Source organism: uncultured Shimia sp. (assembly GCF_947498095.1).
GTDB lineage: Bacteria > Pseudomonadota > Alphaproteobacteria > Rhodobacterales > Rhodobacteraceae > Shimia.
This window is the reverse complement of the sequence record NZ_CANMJE010000003.1, coordinates 500,181-519,374: the sequence shown is the minus strand read 5'-3', so window position 1 is coordinate 519,374 and position 19,194 is coordinate 500,181. Positions and strand designations below refer to the sequence as shown.

Genomic DNA, 19,194 nt, shown 5'->3' with positions numbered 1-19,194 from the left:
GGCTTCAGGCCTGTCCAACCATCGTGCGCCCGCGTCGGTCATTGCGCAGGGACGCATAGAGGACGTGCGTGCGCCAGCGGCCGTTGATTTGCAAATAACTCTGGGCCACGCCTTCGTATTTGAAACCAGCCTTTTCCAGCACGCCCCGAGAGGCCACGTTGTCGGGCAAACAGGCCGCTTCGATGCGGCTTAGATCCATCTGGGCAAAGGCATGATGCACCACAGCCTCGATCGTTTCACGCATATAGCCCTGCCGCGCAAAGGGGGCTGCGATCCAATAGCCCAAGGTGCCAGACTGCGCCGGCCCCCGGCGGATGTTGTCGAGCGTGATCGCTCCCAAAAGCATGTCATCTTGGCGGCGGGTCAAGAACAGCGGCATCGCATTGCCGTTCGAGATTGACCGCTGCGCCCAGTAGACCCGGTTGGTGAAACTCTTTCGGGTCAGGTGATCCGCCGACCAGGCAGGCTCCCAAGGGATCAGAAAGTCGGCATTTTCACTGCGCAGGGCCGCCCAGTCGCGAAAATCGGAGTGAATTGGCGGCCGCAATGTCAGCCGCTCGGTTTCAATCCGGATCTTCCGACGAGAGAGCAACATCAGGCTGCGCGGCGCTCCTGTAGTCGTTCCAGCGCAGGGGCTGCCTCAATCGGCCCATAAAGTGCCAAGGCCGGTCGGGCGACTACTGCCATATGTTCGGCAAAGCGGCGCACGTCCGCGTCGCTGACCCCATCAATACGCTCAACCGTTTCTGACAGGCTGGGAATACGATCCCAAATCGCCAGCATGCGCGCTTGTCGTTCGGCGCGGCTGGACGGGCTTTCCAGCCCCATTAGCATACCCGCTTTCATCTGGGTGCGGGCACGGGCGATTTCCGAAGGGTTCATATCTTCTGCGGCACGCTTCAGCTCATCGATCGTGATTTCGGCAAGATCGGCAATCTGATCGCCTGACGTGCCTGCATAGATCGTGGTCATGCCGGTATCTGCATAAGCCCCGGTCTGAGCGTAGATCGAGTAACACAGCCCGCGCTTTTCGCGGATTTCCTGAAACAGGCGGCTCGACATACCGCCCCCCAGCGCCGTGGAATAGATCTGGGCTGTATAGATCTCGGGGTCGCAGTAGTCTGGGCTTTCCAGCCCCAAAGCAAAGTGCGCCTGTTCCAGCGCTTTTTCCGTGCGGTACTCGCCCCCCTGAAACCGGGCAATGTCCACGGCAAGCGTCGGGCCGCTGCGCATATCGCCAAACATCTCAGTGGCGATGCGGACGATTTCATCATGATCCACGCCACCTGCTGCCGACAGGATCATCCGGTCAGGGCGGTAATGTTCGGCCACAAACGCCGAGAGATCATCACGGCCAAAGGCGCGTACACGGTCTTCGGCCCCAAGAATTGTGCGCCCAATGGGTTGGTCGGGATAGGCGCGTTCCTGAAGCCAGTCAAAAATCACGTCGTCAGGTGTATCCAGCGACTGGCCAATTTCCTGCAGGATCACGCCCCGTTCGATTTCAATCTCGTTGGCATCAAAGATCGGATTCAGCACGATGTCGCCAATTACGTCCAGCGCCAGCGCAACATCGCCCTTTAGGATACGGGCGTAATAGGCGGTCACTTCGCGGCTGGTGTAGGCATTGATATAGCCGCCAACATCTTCAATCGCCTCGGCAATCTCCAAAGCGTTGCGCTTTTTGGTGCCCTTGAAAGCCATGTGCTCAAGGAAATGGGCAATACCGTTTTGTGGCTGGCGCTCGTGACGCCCGCCTGCATTGACCCAGATCCCGATAGAGGCGCTTTCGAGGCCGGGCATATGCTCGGTCACGATGCGAAAGCCGTTAGGCAGCGTGTGAATTTGTGTCGTCAACGTGCGGCGATCCGCTCTTTTATGAGGGTCTTCAGATGCTCCAGATCATTGGGCACCCGCGTGACACGCTCGGGTTTATCCATCATGTCTGCCATATGCGGTGGCAGGCCGGGTCGAGCGCCCATGGCCTGCTCCACCGCATCGGGGAACTTGGCCGGGTGCGCCGTTGCCAGCGTGATCATCGGGGACGCGCCCAGATGATCGTCGGCCACCTTTACCCCAACAGCGGAATGGGGGCAAAGCACTTCTCCGGTCCGGGTAAATGCGTCGCGGATTGTGTTCATGGTTTCCTCTTCCGAGGCACGGCCCGAGTCAAAGCTTTCTCGCAGGGCCTGCATGGCACCCTGACTGATCGCAAAGGCGCCACCCTGCAGTTCATCCATCAACTGGCTCACCGCATTTCCATCCCGCCCATAGGCGTCAAACAATGCGCGCTCAAAGTTGGAAGAGACCTGAATATCCATCGACGGCGAGATCGAGGGGGTCACGCCCTCTTTGGTATAGGCCGAGGTTTCCATCGTGCGGTGCAGGATATCATTCTGGTTGGTGGCAATCACCAGACGGTCGATGGGCAGGCCCATTTTCTTGGCGATATAGCCCGCAAAGATGTCACCGAAGTTGCCGGTCGGCACTGTGAAACTGACGCTGCGATCCGGTGCACCCAGCGACACGGCGGTCGAGAAGTAATAAACAACTTGCGCCAGCACCCGCGCCCAGTTGATCGAATTCACGCCCGCGAGCCGAACGCCGTCACGGAATTCGAAATCGTTGAACATGTCTTTCAGCTTGGCCTGACAATCATCGAAATCACCATCCATCGCCAAGGCATGGACATTGGCGTCCTCAGGCGTCGTCATCTGCTTGCGCTGGATGTCCGAGACACGGCCATGCGGAAACAGGATAAAGACGTCGACATTGTCGAGACCACGGAAGGCTTCAATGGCCGCTGACCCGGTGTCACCCGAAGTCGCACCAACAATGGTCACGCGCTCATTGCGACGGGCCAGCGAAAACTGGAACAGCTGACCAATCAGCTGCATGGCAAAATCTTTGAACGCCAGCGTAGGACCGTGGAACAACTCCATCAGGAAATGGTTTGACCCCAACTGCACCAACGGCGCACGCGCATCATGGCGGAACCCGGCATAGGCCCGTGCAATGATGCCTTTGAACTCGTCATCACTAAAGGCGTCGCCTACGAAGGGGCGCATCACGCGGAACGCTGTCTCTTCGTACGAAAGCCCAGCCATGGCCGCGATCTCGTCCTTGGACAGGGTCGGGACAGTCTCGGGAACATAAAGTCCACCATCACGGGCGAGGCCCGTCAGCATGGCGTCTTCGAAGGTCAGCTCCGGGGCGTTGCCACGGGTCGAGATGTATTTCACGGGTCTCAGGCCTTTTTGGTTTTGCGCTGTCGGCGCAGGTAATAGAGCGTCATGGTCCCCCAGACAATCGCAAGACCGTACCAAGTGACCACATATTCCAAGTGATCGTTGGGAATTCCGGAACTGTCGAGCGGCAACGGCGTCACAATCGGGTCGTTTTCAGACATCTCGCGGACAATCAGCAGAATCGGTTCGGTTTGCAGGGCTTCGGCCATCACCGGCACGTCACGGGCAAACCATATGTTTCCAGCGACGTCATTTTCCGGCGTATAGCTGTCGCGCTCATCTGGCCAATGCAGATTGCCTGTGACCGTCGCGGGGCCGATGTAGCGAGACGCGTCTTTGTTCGGTGTACCAACAAAGCCGCGATCTACCATAATCCGGCGACCGGTTTCGGTCTCAAAGGCAGACACGATGCGATAGCCCGCCCCCAGACCTTTGGTGCTGACCAGAAAGTGCAACTCGTCAGGTGTAAAACGTCCTTCGGCGCGGGCCGCAAGAAACCGATCCGCAACAGGGTCGAGGGTCTCGGGGATGGTCACAGCAACATCCCCCAGTCGCGCATCGATGTCCGCAAGGTAGGCCTCTTTCTCAGCCATCCGGCGCACCTGCCAGTTGCCCAGAGATGCAAGGATCGCTGTACCGATAATGCCAAAGACCAAAGGAAGGATCAGACGTTTCAAGCGGGGCACTCTTAAATGAAAAGCCGCGGAAGGCCCGTGCCACCCGCGACTTGCTTTATGCGTATTGCCTGCGGTTTTTCAACCGCAAAGGATTAGCCGCCCCAGATGTAGACAGCGGCGAACAGGAACAGCCAGACCACGTCCACAAAGTGCCAGTACCAGGCAGCCGCCTCGAACCCGACATGGCTTTCGGGGGTGAATGCACCGCGCATCAGGCGGATCAGGCACACGAACAAAAAGATCGTGCCGATGATCACGTGAAAGCCGTGGAACCCAGTGGCCATGAAGAAGTTGGCGCCATAGATATTGCCCGAGAAACCAAAGGCTGCGTGGCTATACTCATACGCCTGGAAGGCGGTAAAAATGATGCCCAGACCAATGGCCAGGATCAGGCCCCACTTCATGTCTTCCCGGTTGTTTTCATGCGCGAGAGCGTGGTGCGCCCAAGTCGCTGCCATCCCCGAGCAGAGCAAGATCAGCGTGTTTATGAGCGGCAGGTGCCACGGATCAAAGGTTTCGATCCCGGCAGGTGGCCAGACACCATCAATGGCGGGGCTCAGGCCATTCGGATCCATCGGGTAGATGGCATGCTTAAAGAAGCTCCAGAACCATGCTGAGAAGAACATGACTTCAGACATGATGAACAGAACAACACCGTAGCGCAGGCCGATCTGAACAACCGGGGTGTGATCAACACCACCATTGCCCTCGGCAGCGACTTCGGCCCACCAGCCGAACATGACGTAAAGCACCAGCGCGAAGCCAATGAAGAACATCCAGGGCGTGATGCCTTGCATCCAGAGCACAGCTCCGAACAGCATGACAAATGCGCCAATACCGCCAAAGAGCGGCCACAGCGACGGCGGCAGAATGTGATAGTCGTGATTTTTTGCGTGCGCCATTTTTGGTCTTTCCCTCGTTGGAAGGTTTTTTAGTTTACTTCAGTTTCGATTGTCCCGTCCAAAGAGACGATCTCTTCGGGCAGGTCGATTTCGTGGAACGTATAGGACAGCGTGATGCTGTGAACGTATTTCGCGTCGCGGTCGGTGACGATTTCGGGATCTACATAAAAGGAGACTGGCATCGACACCCGCTCGCCGGGTTGCAATACCTGCTCTTCAAAGCAGAAACAGTCGATCTTGGTGAAAAAGCCACCCGCCACGAAAGGGGCGACGTTGTAGCTGGCAGAGCCGGCAATCGGACGATCGGTCGGGTTGTAGGCCTCGTAAAAAGCCAGTCCCGTTTCGCCAATCCGTACTTCCATCGTGCGCTGCACCGGCTTGAACTCCCAAGGGAAGCCGCGTTCCTTGCTGGCATCAAAGCGGATTTTAATGGTTTCTTCGAGGATCACATCGGACCCGGCCTCAGCCACACCGGTTGCACCGCCAAAGCCTGTGACCCGGCAGAACCAGTCATAAAACGGTACCGAAGCCCACGCCAAAGCGCCCATCGTGACGACGACGCCCACCAGTTTCAAAACTGTCCTATTTTGCTGGTCCATAGCCATCAGTTCTGTATCACCGAATTCTCTGGTTCATAGTCGCCGCGCGTTACCTTGACCACCGTGAGGCCAAAGACGATGGCGATAAAGAAAACCAACACAAGAGCCAGACCGACATTGCGACCCAACCGACGTTTGTGGAGTTCATGTTCGACGTGAATGGCCATGTCTCACCAGCCTCCCAAACCGTAGGGGGCCAGTGTGGCCTCGGCCAAAATGGCCCCAAAATGCAAGAACAGGTACAACAGCGAAAGGCCAAAGAACGATTTCTCACGCTTGTAGCCATCCGCCTCGGCGACCTCTTCATCGCGACGCCAGATTGAGATCGCGCCCGCAATGAACAACCCATTCAGGACCAATGCTGTGGTCAGATAGATCGGGCCGCCCACGCCTGTGAACGCCATACCGACGGCCACAACAGCCAACAGCAAAGTGTAAACGAGGATATGGTTACGGGTTACGCGACGACCATGCGTGACGTGCAACATTGGCACGCCTGCGTCTTTGTAGTCCGATTTCATGAACAGGCAGAGTGCCCAGAAATGCGGCGGTGTCCACATGAAGGTCAGGGTGAACATCAAAATGCTTTCGACCGATACACCACCCGTGGCGACGGCCCACCCGATCATCGGAGGGAAGGCCCCTGCCGCACCGCCGATCACGATGTTCTGCGGGGTCCAGCGTTTCAGCCACATAGTGTAGATCACCACGTAAAAGAAAATGGTAAATGCCAGAAGCGCCCCTGCGAACAGGTTCGCCGCGAGACCCAACATGATGCAGGCAAACACCGAAAGCGTGATGCCAATTGCAAAGGCCTCGTCCCGCGTGACCTTACCAGAAGGAATGGGGCGCGACTGAGTACGCTTCATCACCGCATCAATGTCGGCATCCCACCACATGTTCAGGGCGCCCGAGGCGCCTCCGCCCACGGCGATGAACAGGATCGAGGCAAAAGCAATCATCGGATGCACAGCAACAGGTGCAGCCAACAGGCCAACCATTGCCGTAAATACGACCAGCGACATGACGCGCGGCTTTAACAGCGCGAAATAATCGCCAAAACCCGCTTCCTGGGTCTGAACATTGGTATTTAGACTCGCGTCGCTCATGGATCGTCCTGTTGTTGAGGCGGGGATACCCCCGCCCTACCATGGTCTTATTGGGTCACCATCGCGGTCGAGACACCGGGAAGTGTTGACGCATCACCGGCAAACTCTTCGATCGCACCGGTCAGCCAAGCATCATACTCGGCCTGAGTCACAACCTGCACCGTGATTGGCATATAGGCATGGTCCTTGCCGCAAAGCTCTGAACACTGACCAAAGTAGATGCCCTCTTTGCCCTCGTCGACATTGAACCACAGTTCCGCCAGACGGCCGGGAACGCCATCCTGCTTTACGCCAAAGGCTGGAATGGTCCACGAGTGGATCACGTCAGCAGCGGTGACTTGCATCACAATGGTCTTACCCGACGGCACAACAACTTTGGTGTCGGTCGCCAACAGGTATTCATCCGGGTTGTAGCCGTTTTCAACCAGTTCCTCTTTGGCCAGCAGGAAGCTGTCAAACTCGAACTCGTGATCGACATATTCATAGCCCCAGTACCACTGATAGCCGGTGACCTTGATGGTGATGTCGGCTTCAGGGATTTCCTGCTGCTTGAACAGAACCGGCAGGCTGAATGCGCCGATGAACACCAGGATCAGGATCGGACCAATGGTCCAGGCGATCTCAACCGGCGTGTTGTGGGTAAAAGTGGCGGGGTTCGGGTTCGCGCGTCTGTTGAACCGCAAGATGATGTAAGCCACCAACCCGCAGACAAAGATCACGATCGCCGTGATGATGACAAGAATCATATGATCCAAAGACTGCAGATCGCGCGCCAATTCGGTCGCTGCGGGCTGCCAGCCCATCAATCCATCTACGGGCTTGCCAATGGTCTCAACTTCTTGCGCCATCGCTGGAAGCGCAGTGAAAGCAGCCATAAGGCCCAGGATTTTCGTTAGAATTCGCATAGTTCACCCTGATCGGTTGCGGTGTTGTTTCTGTCTCGGTCCTTGCAAAAAACCACCCACCAGGGCGGAATCTCGCTGTTGTATCGCTGTTAGAAACCATATTCTATCAGCCAAATAAAGAAGTCAGCCCGCGTCAAACGGACGCTTTTTTTGACTTAGATCAAATTCCGGAAGGAAAATCTATATGACGCAGATCAAATTTCGCCCTTTTGAGACAGTTCTGGACCCGGAATTTGCGCTTGGGCAACTTCGGGCGGCGACGGACGGGGCGGATGACGGCGAATTGTTCCTTGAACGGCGTCGATCCGAGGCATTGGTGTTTGATGACGGCCGGCTCAAAACGGCCTCTTATGATGCGTCCGAAGGATTCGGCCTGCGTGCGGTGCGCGGTGATGTTTCCGGGTATGCACATTCCTCCGAAATTTCAGAAGGCGCGCTCAGCCGTGCCGTCGAGACCGCGCGCCTTGCCGTGGGTCAGGGTGGTGGCAGCATGTCAGACGGCCCCATGTCAACCAACCGCAAGCTCTACACCGACGAAGACCCGATCGCAGGCGCACCGCTGCCCGTCAAGATCGACACGCTGCGCGAGATTGATGCCTTTGCCCGCGATCTCGATCCGCGCGTTGTTCAGGTGTCGGCCACACTCGCCGCTTCGCACCAAGAGGTGATTATTCTGCGGCCCGATGGTCAGCAGGTTGATGACATCCGCCCCATGACCCGCGTGAACGTGTCGGTCATCGTCGAAAAAGATGGCCGTCGCGAAAGCGGATCGGCTGGCGGTGGCGGCAGATTGGGTCTGGACGGATTGATTGATCCCGCTGACTGGCAGGCCAAAACCAAAGAAGCCCTGCGCATTGCTCTGGTCAACCTTGATGCCGTCCCTGCCCCGGCGGGCGCCATGCAGGTGGTTTTGGGGCCCGGATGGCCCGGCATCCTCTTGCACGAAGCCGTTGGGCATGGGCTTGAGGGGGACTTTAATCGCAAGGGCAGTTCAAAGTTTTCCGGTCGCATGGGCGAGCGTGTGGCCTCAGCGGGTGTTACAGTGGTGGATGACGGCACAATTCCAGATCGGCGCGGTTCCATCACGGTGGATGACGAAGGCACACCGTCACGGCGCAACGTCCTGATCGAAGATGGCATTCTGGTCGGCTACATGCAGGACCGCCAAAACGCCCGTCTTATGGGTGTGGATCCAACCGGAAACGGACGCCGCGAAAGCTTTGCTCACCCGCCAATGCCACGTATGACCAATACCTACTTGGAGGGCGGCTCGGCAGACCCGGCGGATTTGGTGGCCTCGCTTATAGATGGAATTTACGCGGTTGGATTTGGCGGCGGACAGGTCGACATTACCAATGGCAAATTCGTCTTTTCCTGCACCGAAGCCTATCGCGTGGAAAACGGCAAGGTCGGCGCGGCGGTGACTGGGGCGACCTTGATCGGAGACGGAGCCACAGCCATGAAAAAGATCCGCGGGCTTGGCAACGACATGGCGCTGGACCCCGGTATGGGCAATTGCGGCAAAGCCGGACAATGGGTGCCTGTGGGCGTGGGCCAGCCAACCGTATTGATGGATGGATTGACCGTGGGGGGATCAGCCACCTGATCCAACAAAGCTTTTAGAGGTTGGTTTACGCGCTGTTAACCAGACGCGCGGTAGATGTGATTCTGCAAGCAGGCGGAGTCACGGATGACCGGAACCCACATTTCTTCCACTCACCCCCAACTCCCACCCACCACGGAAGAACAACGGTTTTCGTGGCTCCGCCTTTTGCGATCCCGCCGGGTTGGCGTTATGACCTTTCACAGATTGCTGCGCGAATTCGGCGATGCGGATTCTGCGCTGAAAGCTCTACCCGAAATTGCCGAGGAAGCGGGCGAAACCAATTATGCCCCCTGCGATCCGACCCGTGTTGCGCAAGAATTGGCCGCCGGGGCCGCTGCGGGCGCCAAACTCGTCGCACTGGGAGAGGCTGACTACCCCGCTCTTTTGGCACAAATCTCGGACGCTCCTCCGCTTTTGTGGATGATTGGCAACCGGGCACTCGCCACCAAACCCCTGATCGCCATGGTTGGCGCACGCAACGCGTCTTCGCTTGGACACCGCATGGCAAAATCGCTGGCTCGTGAGTTGGGCGAAGCGGGGTTTGTTGTGGTTTCAGGTCTGGCCCGCGGTATTGACGCAACCTCTCATCACGCCAGCCTTGAGACTGGAACGATTGCTGTGCAGGCGGGTGGCGTCGACGTGATTTACCCGGCAGAGAACACGCCTTTGGCAGAATCACTGGCAACCCGCGGGCTTCGCTTGTCAGAAAGCCCGATTGGCACCGTTCCACAGGCGCGTCACTTCCCGGCACGCAATCGCATTATCTCAGGCATGGCGCGCGCTGTGATCGTAGTAGAGGCTGCGGCGCGCTCTGGAAGTCTGATTACGGCACGCGAAGCGCTGGATCAGGGCCGCGATGTGCTGGCTGTGCCCGGCCATCCGTTTGATGCCCGCGCATCAGGCTGCAATATGCTGATCCGAGATGGTGCAACTCTGATACGGTCCGCACAGGATGTGATTGAGGCAATCGGCGAAGCGCATGAAGCAACAATCTCAGAGCCGCAGGACAAATTACCATTGGATGAGCCGAAACCCCGAAGTTTGCGTGAAACTTCCGACTTGCACATGCAAATCCTGAACAAACTTGGCCCAGCGCCGGTCGCCGAAGATCAATTGATCCGGGATTTGGCAACTCCGGCCCGCGAGGTTACGCCAGTGTTGGTCGATCTCGAGCTCGAAGGCAGGATCACGCGTCAGGCCGGTGGTCTATTGTCCAAGGTGTGAGAGATTGGCTCACGCGGAAGATCAGAGACCCTGACACGCCTCGGAGATGACGGCACGGTATTCTGCGCACAGTGGCTCCCACGCAAACCAAACATCCTGGGCGCCATTTGACCAATGTACAGCCACCCAGGTGTCACCGGACTTGCGATAGAGAATTTGAAACTCTTCCTGATCTTCCATCTCGACGTCAACATCGCCGTTCTGCGCTCCGGGCGTCATTCGCATATCGATGGGCTTGCCACCGGGGCGTTGCGCCGTCAGCACACCAAAGCCAATGGGTCCAGCCTGCCGAAGTTCATGCACGATGAACTGGACGGGCGCCCCAAACAACCATTCCGCATGGGGGCGCACCGCGTCGATCATGCCCTTGCGATCGACAGATCCCCGGGCAGGCTCACTCCAATCTGCGGCCGACACAGCGCCAGCCATCATCATCCAAAAAGCCACCATCCAACGCATATCAAATTCCCTCCAAATGAACCCGTAGATTACCCGTCGCGTCAAAATTGTCACAACAAAAACCGCACCTCATTGACATTCCCCCCTTCCACCCCACATTTTTCGCCGCCATAACAGCCGCTCCGAGTCGAGAGGAAATTTCATGCCAGTCGTCGTTGTCGAATCCCCGGCAAAAGCCAAAACCATCAATAAATACTTGGGGTCCGATTATACCGTGCTGGCGTCTTACGGCCACGTGCGCGACCTTCCCCCCAAAGACGGGTCAGTCGATACAGACAACGATTTTGACATGACATGGGAGGTCGGAAACGACTCGCGTAAGCACGTCAAAGCCATTGCCGACGCTCTGAAAGACGACAACAACCTCATTCTCGCGACCGACCCTGACCGCGAGGGAGAGGCCATCAGCTGGCACCTTGAAGAGGCGCTGCGCAAACGCCGCGCAATCAAAAAAGACACGCCGGTCAGCCGCGTGGTGTTCAACGCAATCACCAAATCCGCCGTCACCGAAGCGATGCAAAATCCGCGGCAAGTCGACCAGCCCCTGGTGGATGCCTATCTTGCACGTCGCGCACTGGACTATCTGGTTGGATTTAATCTCTCACCCGTGTTGTGGCGCAAGCTGCCGGGGGCGCGTTCAGCCGGACGCGTTCAATCGGTCTGCCTGCGACTGATCGTTGAACGTGAGATGGAAATCGAAGCCTTCAACGCCCGGGAATACTGGAGCGTTAAGGCACTGCTTGCCACACCGCGTGGGCAGGAGTTTGAGGCGCGCCTGACAGTTCTTGGCGGCGACAAGCTGGACAAATTCGGTCTGGAAAACAGCACTGCAGCCGAGCTTGCGGTTCAGGCCATTCAGTCTCGTGACCTGTCTGTCGCCAAAGTTGAGGCCAAACCGGCCAGCCGCAACCCGTCTGCGCCCTTTATGACCTCGACGCTGCAACAGGAAGCCAGCCGCAAGTTCGGCATGGGTGCGCGCCAGTGTATGAGCACTGCGCAACGCCTTTATGAGGCCGGTTACATCACCTATATGCGGACCGACGGCATCGACATGGCCCCCGAGGCCGTGACCGCGACCCGCGATGCGATCAAGGCGCGTTATGGTGCAGAATACGTGCCCTCAAGCCCGCGGATCTACAAGAACAAGGCCAAGAACGCCCAGGAAGCGCACGAGTGTGTTCGCCCCACGGACATGATGCGCACGGCGGATGACCTCAAGGCGCTCGAAGCGGATCAACGCAAGCTCTATGATCTGATCTGGAAACGCACCATCGCCTGCCAGATGGAAGGCGCGCGATTGGAACGCACAACGGTTGATATCGCCAGCGATGACGGTCAGGTCGGCCTGCGCGCTACCGGTCAGGTCGTATTGTTCGATGGTTTCCTGCGTGTCTATGAAGAAGGCCGCGACGACGTCGTAGATGATGACGACAAGCGTCTGCCACAGATCATGCAGGGCGAAGCGACAGCCAAAAAATCGGTGACACCGGAACAGCATTTCACCCAGCCCCCGCCCCGCTATACCGAGGCGACGCTGGTTAAACGCATGGAAGAATTGGGCATTGGTCGCCCATCGACCTACGCCAGTGTCATCACCACGATTCAAGACCGTGAGTATGTTCGCAAGGACAAGAACCGCCTGTTCCCCGAAGATAAAGGCCGGATCGTCACGATCTTTTTGCTGAACTTCTTCCGCCAATACGTCGGCTACGAATTTACCGCCAATCTGGAAGAAGAGCTGGACGATGTTTCAGCTGGCGAGCGCAATTACAAGAATGTGCTGGGCCGTTTCTGGAAAGATTTCTCGGCGGCGATTGCTGAAACATCGGAATTGCGCATTGCTCAAGTGTTGGACGTATTGGATGACGCCTTGGCTCCGCAACTCTATCCGCCGAAAGAAGACGGATCAGACCCGCGCATTTGTCCAAAATGCGGTCAGGGCCAGTTGCACCTGAAATCCTCGCGCACGGGCGGCTTTGTCGGCTGCGGCAACTACCCGGAGTGCACCTATACCCGCCCGATCGCTGGCGAAGGCGCCGACGGCGACGAACGTGTGTTGGGTGAAGATGCGGGCGACGAGATTTGGCTGAAAGCCGGGCGTTTCGGCCCCTATGTGCAGCGCGGTGAACCGACACCTGAGAACAAGAAACCACCTCGGGCCTCTTTGCCGCGCGGCTGGAACAAAGAGGACATGGATCTCGAAAAAGCGCTGACCCTGCTCAGCCTGCCTCGCGAGATCGGTGAACATCCGGACGGGGGCATGATCACGTCGAACTTTGGTCGCTTTGGTCCCTATGTCATGCACAAGTTACCCGACGAGGTTAAGCCGGTCTATGCCAACGTCAAAGACCCCAATGATGTCTTTGAGATCGGTATGAACCGCGCTGTTGAAATCCTTGCCGAAAAGCGTGCCAACCCTGGACGTCGCGGTGGTAGCGCTGCAGCCAAGCCATTGAAAGAACTCGGAGAACATCCAGAAAGCGGCGGCCCAGTCAATGTGATGGACGGACGTTATGGCGCCTATGTGAAATGGGAAAAGGTCAACGCAACCATTCCCAAAGACATTGAGGCCAAGGACGTGACCATGGAGCAGGCGGTGCAATGGATTGCCGAGAAAGCAGCCAAGAAAAAGCCCGCCAAACGCAAGGCCCCCGCCAAGAAGAAAGCAACCAAAAAGGCGGCGGCTAAGTAGCGGCGCAAACCAGAATACGAAAGACAGGCGGGCTCACAAGCCCGCCTTTTTTTGTGTTCAACCAGATGTGAATTGCACGTCATCCCATCGCTGCACATGTTGCAGGCAAGAACCGCAGTTCAAGGGCAGGCCATGAGCAATTCGAAAATCTCCCGTCGGGCAGTGCTGTTGGCAGCGCCCGCGACACTCCTCACGACAAGGTTCGCATTGGCGCAGGACGAGGAAGCAGTCGAGACCGCACCGCGCAACATTTCCAGTTTCCGAACGCAGGACTGGCGCGACCACTTTGACACGCTGGGAACGGCGACGATTGTGGCAGACACCGCATCCCGCGCGTTGCACTATTGGAGCGGAGATGGCAGCGACTACCGGCTGTTCCCAACCTCGGTGCCAATGTCGGAAGAGCTGACCAAGCGCGGCTATACCAAAGTTGTGCGCAAACGGGTTGGTCCTGACTGGACTCCGACCCCTGACATGCTGAAACGCGATCCCGATCTGAAGTACATGCCCCCGGGTCCTGACAATCCACTTGGCACCCACGCTATGTATCTGGATTGGCCTGCCTACCTGATCCACGGCACTCATGACACACGCAAGATCGGGCGCCGAAGCTCAAGTGGGTGTATTGGTTTGTTCAATGAGGCCATTGCTGAGCTTTACGAGATTACGCCTGTGGGTACCCAAGTCCGCCTGATCTAACCGGCACACCTACAAAGCCTTCCCCCGACTACGTATCGCGGCCCGTAGTAATACGGCCTGCGCCTGTCCGCATTGACTCTGTGGCAACGCAGGGTCACAACGGCACAAATTCCGTATTTGAGGGAGATTTCCATGAAAAAAGTCTATGCGAATGCCGCTGAGGCACTCGACGGGCTGCTGACGGATGGCATGTTCATCGCCTCGGGCGGGTTCGGCCTCTGTGGCATCCCCGAACTGCTGCTCGAAGCTATCAAGCAATCCGGCGTCAAGGATCTGACATTTGCGTCCAACAACGCAGGCGTTGATGATTTTGGTATCGGCATCCTTCTGCAAACCAAACAGGTCAGCAAAATGATCTCATCCTACGTGGGTGAAAACGCAGAATTCATGCGTCAGTATCTGTCTGGTGAGCTGGAGCTTGAATTCAATCCCCAAGGCACACTGGCCGAGCGTATGCGTGCCGGTGGTGCAGGTATTCCTGGTTTCTTTACCAAAACCGGCGTGGGCACCGTGATTGCCGATGGCAAGTTTGAAAAACAGTTCCCCACCGGCGCCGATGGCGCGATGGAAGACTATATCATGGAAGAAGGTATCTTTGCGGACCTGGCCATCGTGAAGGCCTGGAAAGCAGATGAGACCGGAAACCTCGTGTTCCGTAAGACTGCACGCAACTTCAACGCGCCAGCCGCCACTTGTGGCAAAGTCTGTGTGGTTGAAGTCGAAGAGATCGTGCCGACCGGCTCGCTTGACCCGGATTCGATCCACCTGCCCGGCATCTATGTGCACCGTATCATCAAAGGCGATCACGAGAAACGCATCGAACAGCGCACTGTCCGTCAGAAGGAGGCATCGTAATGGCTTGGGATCGTAACCAAATGGCCGCACGTGCGGCTCAGGAACTGCAAGACGGCTGGTATGTGAACCTTGGCATCGGCATCCCGACGCTGGTGTCGAACTACATCCCCGAAGGTGTCGAAGTGACCCTGCAATCCGAGAACGGCATGCTGGGCATGGGCCCCTTCCCTTACGAGGGTGAGGAAGATGCAGACCTGATCAATGCGGGCAAGCAAACCATTACCGAGCTGCCGCAGACCGCCTATTTCGACTCTGCGCAAAGCTTCGCAATGATCCGTGGTGGCAAGATCGCTATGGCCATCCTCGGCGCAATGGAAGTTGCCGAAAACGGCGACCTCGCAAACTGGATGATCCCCGGCAAGCTGGTCAAAGGCATGGGCGGTGCGATGGATCTGGTGGCTGGTGTTGGCCGCGTGGTCGTCGTTATGGATCACGCCAACAAACACGGTGTGTCCAAAGTCCTGAAGGAATGCACCCTGCCCCTGACCGGAAAAGGCGTGGTCGACCGTATCATCACCAACCTCGGTGTGATGGACGTCGTCGAAGGTGGCTTGAAGCTGGTTGAACTGGCGGAAGGCGTCTCGGAAGACGAGTTCCGCGCCGCGACCGAGGCCACTCTGGTTAACTAAGGCACTGCAAAATTTAGCAAAAGCCCGGCCATCGTGCCGGGCTTTTTCGTTTTAGGCGTCTTCGAACTCCAGTGAGCCCGGCAGGAATAATTCATCCAACGTAAGCTCGCGCGACGCCAGTCCCTGACGATAGGAATACCCAAAGAACGTCTCAAGAGTCTTGCGATTGCCTTCCAGACCGTAGCTATAGAAATTCCGCCCCATCAGCGCGCGGGTTGCATCAAGTTCCGCCGAATACCACGGCATCATATCGGTGGCCCAAGTCAGACGATCCTTCAGTTGATAGGCCGCCTGCTTAGACTTCACATAGGCGTCAAAGGCGGCCCGTGCCAGCCAGGGTTCCTGTGCTGCAAGATCGCGGCGAATGGCCAAAACATGCATGATCGGGAAAATCCCAGTGCGTTTGTAATAATCCTGTTCAACTGCGCGCACGTCGGTAAAAAGGCGCGAAATACGAGGATCGCCTTCGATAAAGGCGGCGGGTGTGGCAGCGTGAAACAACGCATCCACCTCGCCCGCCAGCAGCATTTCAGATTCATCCATACCTTCGGGGCCTTCAGACATGGAGATACCTTCGGGGACCATCGTCTCTTGCGCCGAGACTTTGCCCGCAGCGTCTGCGGAACTGTCTTTCTTTGCAGTCACCCAGTCCACATCCGTGGGTTTCACGCCGTACTCATCCTCCATAATGCCGCGAATCCACGTGAGCGACGAAGACGAATAGCCGGGCGATCCGATACGGCGTCCTTTGAGGTCCGCTGGCGAGGTGATCCCCGCATCTGTTCTTACAAAGATGCTTTTGTGACGGAACTGGCGCAACAGGAAGACCGGCAAAAGCGCATAGTCCTGCGCCGCGTCATTGGCATGGGCCAGCATAAAGGGGTGCAGGCCAATTTCGGTCAGCCCGTGCGGTCCTTCACCGGAAAATGCGAGCGTGTTCAGATCGCCTATGCCCTGTGCCTGAAACTCGGCGCTGGCCCCTTCAATGGCGATCTTGCCATCAAACAGGGCTGCCGTTCTGTCCAGCCTGTAGCCGCCAACCGAAAGCTTCAGATCACCCTGTCCGGACCGCAAGATGGCGGGGGTTGCGAGCGTGGCTGCGCTCAGGGCAAGAAAATGGCGTCGCTGCATGGCTGATGTCCCAAGTTGATACACTTGGGATGAGTCTAGCCCTTTTCGAGCCATTTCCAAGCATCTACTGCGAGGTCCAGCCTCCGTCCATGGGGATGGCCGTGCCGGTTATGTTATGGGCAACTGGATTACAGAGCCACAACGTCAGCGCCCCAATCTCTTCAGGTGTATTGGTCCGACGCGAAGGCTGTTTCTCGGATAGAAGGTCGGCGATTGCCGCGTCCCGATCTACACCGCCCAATGCGGCAGCGCGGGCCGTGATCTGCGGCTCGATAATCGCAGTTTCGGTCCAGCCGGGGCAGATGCAGTTCACGGTCACGCCGCCCGACCCGCGGTTTCCGGCCTGCGCATATTCCAGTGCCGCAACCTTGCTAAGACCGATCAGACCGAATTTAGCCGCCGTGTAGGGCGCTTTCTCAGGGCTGGCAATCAGACCATGAACACTGGAAATGTTGATGACACGACCATAGCCGCGTTCAGCCATAATCGGCATGGCATGTTGCATAGTATGGAAGGCCGCCGAAAGGTTGATCGCCATGATGGCATCCCACTTCTCGGTTGGCATCTCGGCGATCGGGGCAGTGTGCTGAATGCCTGCGTTGTTCACCAGAATATCCGCCCCACCCCAAGCCTCGACCGCTGTCATCAGGTCGGCAATTTGATCGGGGTGGCGCATATCGCCGCGAAAGAACTCGGCCTGTGGCGCACCAAGATCCCGCAGATGCTGGCAAGCCTCTTCGATCTGAGCGTCACCGGCGATGCCATGCACGGCAATACGTGCGCCCGCCTTGGCCAACTCTCCGGCAATCGCCAGACCAATCCCCTGCACCGATCCTGTGACCAGGGCTGTTTTTCCTGATAAATCTGTCACTTACATCTCCTCCAGCTTTTGGCGAAGTTCGGTCTTCAAAACCTTGCCATAGTTATTCTTGGGCAATTCCGGCATCGCGAAATAGGCCTTGGGGCGTTTGAACCGGGCGATCTGATCCAGACAATGAGCGTCCAGAATGCTTGTGTCCAGATCGCCATTTGTCACGATAAAAGCCACAACATCTTCGCCCCACTCAGGGTGTGGGCGCCCCACCACGGAAACCTCTCGCACGGAAGGGTGCAGCAAAAGCGCCTCTTCCACTTCGCGCGGATAGATGTTGGTGCCGCCAGAGATGATCATGTCCTTTGAGCGGTCTTTGAGCGTCAGATAACCTGCGGCATCCAATGTGCCCATGTCACCGGTCATCAGCCAGCCATCGCGGATGGCCTTGGCAGTGGCCTCTGGGTTTTGCCAATAACCGGGCATGACTGCGTCGCCACGCACCATGATCTCGCCCACCTCACCCGGAAGCAAGGGTTGTCCGGCATCATCCCCGATCGCAATCTCGACCACGGATTGCGCACGACCTACCGAAGCCAGGCGAGCCTGCCAGTCCGGGTGGCTGCGATCTGTCACGTCCACCCGCGACAGGGCCGAAATGCACATGGGGCATTCGCCCTGCCCGTAAATCTGTACAAAGATCGGGCCAAAATGGTCCACGGCTTCGACGATGTCCGAGACATACATCGGCCCGCCGCCATAAACGATGGTGCGCAGCCCCTGCCCGTCCTCGCCAGAGGTCTTGGCGGCCTCGGTCATGCGTTTGACCATGGTCGGGGCACAGAACATGTGAACGCGTCCATGATGGCGGGCGAGGTCAAAGATTTCCGCCTCGTCAAAACCACCCGTGGCAGGCAGAACATGGCGGGCGCCTTTTAGCACATGCATCAGGTTATAAATCCCCGCTCCGTGACTAAGTGGTGCTGCATAAAGTGCCATGTCTGCGCCCGTCACTTCGTCAACATCGGCGAAATAGCTTAAGGCCATCGCTTGCAGCATCCGGTGCGTGATCATCACGCCCTTTGGGCGACCCGTCGTGCCCGAGGTATAGAACAACCAGGCCAAATCATCGGGCTGAGCCGCAGCCACGCTTTCAAGCGATGATGCGACCATGACCGTATCCCAATCTGCAGAGGTCACATCCAGACATGCCACGTCACTGACCGCGCTGAGGGCATCGTGCAGACCAGCCGAAGTAAAGCACAAGGACGCACCAGCGTTCTCAAGAATCCACGCGGCCTCGCGCCCATGCAGTTTGGCGTTGATCGGCACAACCACAGCCCCAAGCGCCCAGACGCCATACTGCGCAATCAGGTAGGCAGGAAGGTTCTTCATGAAAAGGCCAACCCGATCACCCGGTTTGATGCCTTGGCTCTGCAACCAACCGGCCACTTTCATGGCCTGAGCGTGAAAGTCCCCGTAGGTGGCCACACAGTCTTTGCCAAGAAACAGCGCAGGCCTATCGGCCTCTGCCTGCGCACTGCGCTCAAGCCAGCATGCGATGTTCATGGCATCCCTCCTCGTTGGGCCAGAGTAAACCCCCGACGAGCATAAGGGGCAATTGGTAGAAATACGGCGCGAGGCCTTG

Annotated in this window: 19 protein-coding genes; 6 read left to right on the top strand and 13 right to left on the bottom strand. The window is 57.6% G+C overall.

The annotated features are described in order from the left end of the window. Nucleotides 1-4: 4 nt before the first annotated feature. The 9 genes from Q0932_RS08730 to coxB all read right to left on the bottom strand — a co-directional run bounded on the left by Q0932_RS08730 (nt 5) and on the right by coxB (nt 7,440). A complete protein-coding gene (locus Q0932_RS08730) occupies nt 5-595 on the bottom strand; it encodes a GNAT family protein (protein ID WP_299351432.1) in 591 nt (196 codons plus the stop codon). Then, nucleotides 595-1,857: a pitrilysin family protein gene (locus tag Q0932_RS08725; protein WP_299351430.1), complete on the bottom strand. Its 1,263-nt coding sequence runs from the start codon at nt 1,855-1,857 to the stop codon at nt 595-597. The genes Q0932_RS08730 and Q0932_RS08725 overlap by 1 nt, the downstream gene beginning before the upstream one ends. Next, nucleotides 1,854-3,242 (bottom strand): threonine synthase, encoded by a 1,389-nt coding sequence (thrC, locus tag Q0932_RS08720; RefSeq protein WP_299351428.1) that lies wholly within the window; start codon nt 3,240-3,242, stop codon nt 1,854-1,856. The genes Q0932_RS08725 and thrC overlap by 4 nt, the downstream gene beginning before the upstream one ends. 5 nt (nt 3,243-3,247) lie before the next feature. Next, nucleotides 3,248-3,934, bottom strand: a complete 687-nt coding sequence (locus tag Q0932_RS08715; RefSeq protein WP_366141397.1) for an SURF1 family protein — start codon at nt 3,932-3,934, stop codon at nt 3,248-3,250. Nucleotides 3,935-4,017: 83 nt separating this feature from the next. After that, the gene (locus Q0932_RS08710) at nt 4,018-4,827 is read right to left on the bottom strand and encodes a cytochrome c oxidase subunit 3 (RefSeq protein WP_299351424.1); all 810 of its coding nucleotides are present in this window, start codon (nt 4,825-4,827) and stop codon (nt 4,018-4,020) included. Between the two features lie 29 nt (nt 4,828-4,856). Beyond that, nucleotides 4,857-5,432 carry a cytochrome c oxidase assembly protein gene (locus tag Q0932_RS08705; RefSeq protein WP_299351422.1) on the bottom strand — a complete coding sequence of 192 codons (576 nt, stop codon included), beginning with the start codon at nt 5,430-5,432 and terminating at the stop codon, nt 4,857-4,859. Beyond that, nucleotides 5,432-5,593: a hypothetical protein gene (locus Q0932_RS08700; protein ID WP_299351421.1), complete on the bottom strand. Its 162-nt coding sequence runs from the start codon at nt 5,591-5,593 to the stop codon at nt 5,432-5,434. Before Q0932_RS08700 ends, Q0932_RS08705 begins: the two co-directional genes overlap by 1 nt. A gap of 3 nt (nt 5,594-5,596) precedes the next feature. Then, nucleotides 5,597-6,535 carry a heme o synthase gene (cyoE, locus tag Q0932_RS08695; protein ID WP_299351419.1) on the bottom strand — a complete coding sequence of 313 codons (939 nt, stop codon included), beginning with the start codon at nt 6,533-6,535 and terminating at the stop codon, nt 5,597-5,599. 47 nt (nt 6,536-6,582) lie between these two features. Next, on the bottom strand, nt 6,583-7,440 hold the full coding sequence (gene coxB, locus Q0932_RS08690) for a cytochrome c oxidase subunit II (RefSeq protein ID WP_299351417.1): 858 nt from the start codon (nt 7,438-7,440) through the stop codon (nt 6,583-6,585). 184 nt (nt 7,441-7,624) lie between these two features. On the opposite strand from coxB, the gene tldD reads away from it, so the two are divergent. Then, on the top strand, nt 7,625-9,046 hold the full coding sequence (tldD, locus tag Q0932_RS08685) for a metalloprotease TldD (protein WP_299351415.1): 1,422 nt from the start codon (nt 7,625-7,627) through the stop codon (nt 9,044-9,046). A gap of 84 nt (nt 9,047-9,130) precedes the next feature. Next, complete coding sequence (gene dprA, locus Q0932_RS08680; RefSeq protein ID WP_299351413.1) at nt 9,131-10,270, top strand: DNA-processing protein DprA; 1,140 nt, start codon at nt 9,131-9,133, stop codon at nt 10,268-10,270. A gap of 21 nt (nt 10,271-10,291) precedes the next feature. On the opposite strand, the gene Q0932_RS08675 is transcribed toward dprA, so the two are convergent. Beyond that, a complete protein-coding gene (locus tag Q0932_RS08675) occupies nt 10,292-10,729 on the bottom strand; it encodes a hypothetical protein (protein ID WP_299351411.1) in 438 nt (145 codons plus the stop codon). A 142-nt stretch (nt 10,730-10,871) separates the two neighbouring features. Between Q0932_RS08675 and topA the strand changes: the two genes are divergently transcribed. The 4 genes from topA to Q0932_RS08655 all read left to right on the top strand — a co-directional run bounded on the left by topA (nt 10,872) and on the right by Q0932_RS08655 (nt 15,604). Then, entirely contained in the window at nt 10,872-13,421 is a 2,550-nt protein-coding gene (topA, locus tag Q0932_RS08670; RefSeq protein ID WP_299351409.1) for a type I DNA topoisomerase, read from the top strand. Nucleotides 13,422-13,553: 132 nt separating this feature from the next. Beyond that, nucleotides 13,554-14,120, top strand: coding sequence for a L,D-transpeptidase (locus tag Q0932_RS08665; RefSeq protein ID WP_299351407.1), 567 nt, complete (start codon nt 13,554-13,556; stop codon nt 14,118-14,120). A gap of 132 nt (nt 14,121-14,252) precedes the next feature. Then, nucleotides 14,253-14,975 carry a CoA transferase subunit A gene (locus tag Q0932_RS08660; protein WP_299351405.1) on the top strand — a complete coding sequence of 241 codons (723 nt, stop codon included), beginning with the start codon at nt 14,253-14,255 and terminating at the stop codon, nt 14,973-14,975. Continuing rightward, nucleotides 14,975-15,604, top strand: coding sequence for a CoA transferase subunit B (locus tag Q0932_RS08655; protein WP_299351403.1), 630 nt, complete (start codon nt 14,975-14,977; stop codon nt 15,602-15,604). The genes Q0932_RS08660 and Q0932_RS08655 overlap by 1 nt, the downstream gene beginning before the upstream one ends. A gap of 51 nt (nt 15,605-15,655) precedes the next feature. On the opposite strand, the gene Q0932_RS08650 is transcribed toward Q0932_RS08655, so the two are convergent. The 3 genes from Q0932_RS08650 to Q0932_RS08640 form a co-directional block, all read right to left on the bottom strand. Next, nucleotides 15,656-16,735, bottom strand: a complete 1,080-nt coding sequence (locus Q0932_RS08650; RefSeq protein WP_299351401.1) for an ABC transporter substrate-binding protein — start codon at nt 16,733-16,735, stop codon at nt 15,656-15,658. Between the two features lie 64 nt (nt 16,736-16,799). Continuing rightward, nucleotides 16,800-17,606 (bottom strand): 3-hydroxybutyrate dehydrogenase, encoded by an 807-nt coding sequence (locus Q0932_RS08645; RefSeq protein ID WP_299351399.1) that lies wholly within the window; start codon nt 17,604-17,606, stop codon nt 16,800-16,802. Next, nucleotides 17,607-19,115, bottom strand: coding sequence for an AMP-binding protein (locus Q0932_RS08640; RefSeq protein WP_299351398.1), 1,509 nt, complete (start codon nt 19,113-19,115; stop codon nt 17,607-17,609). Between the last annotated feature and the right edge of the window lie 79 nt (nt 19,116-19,194).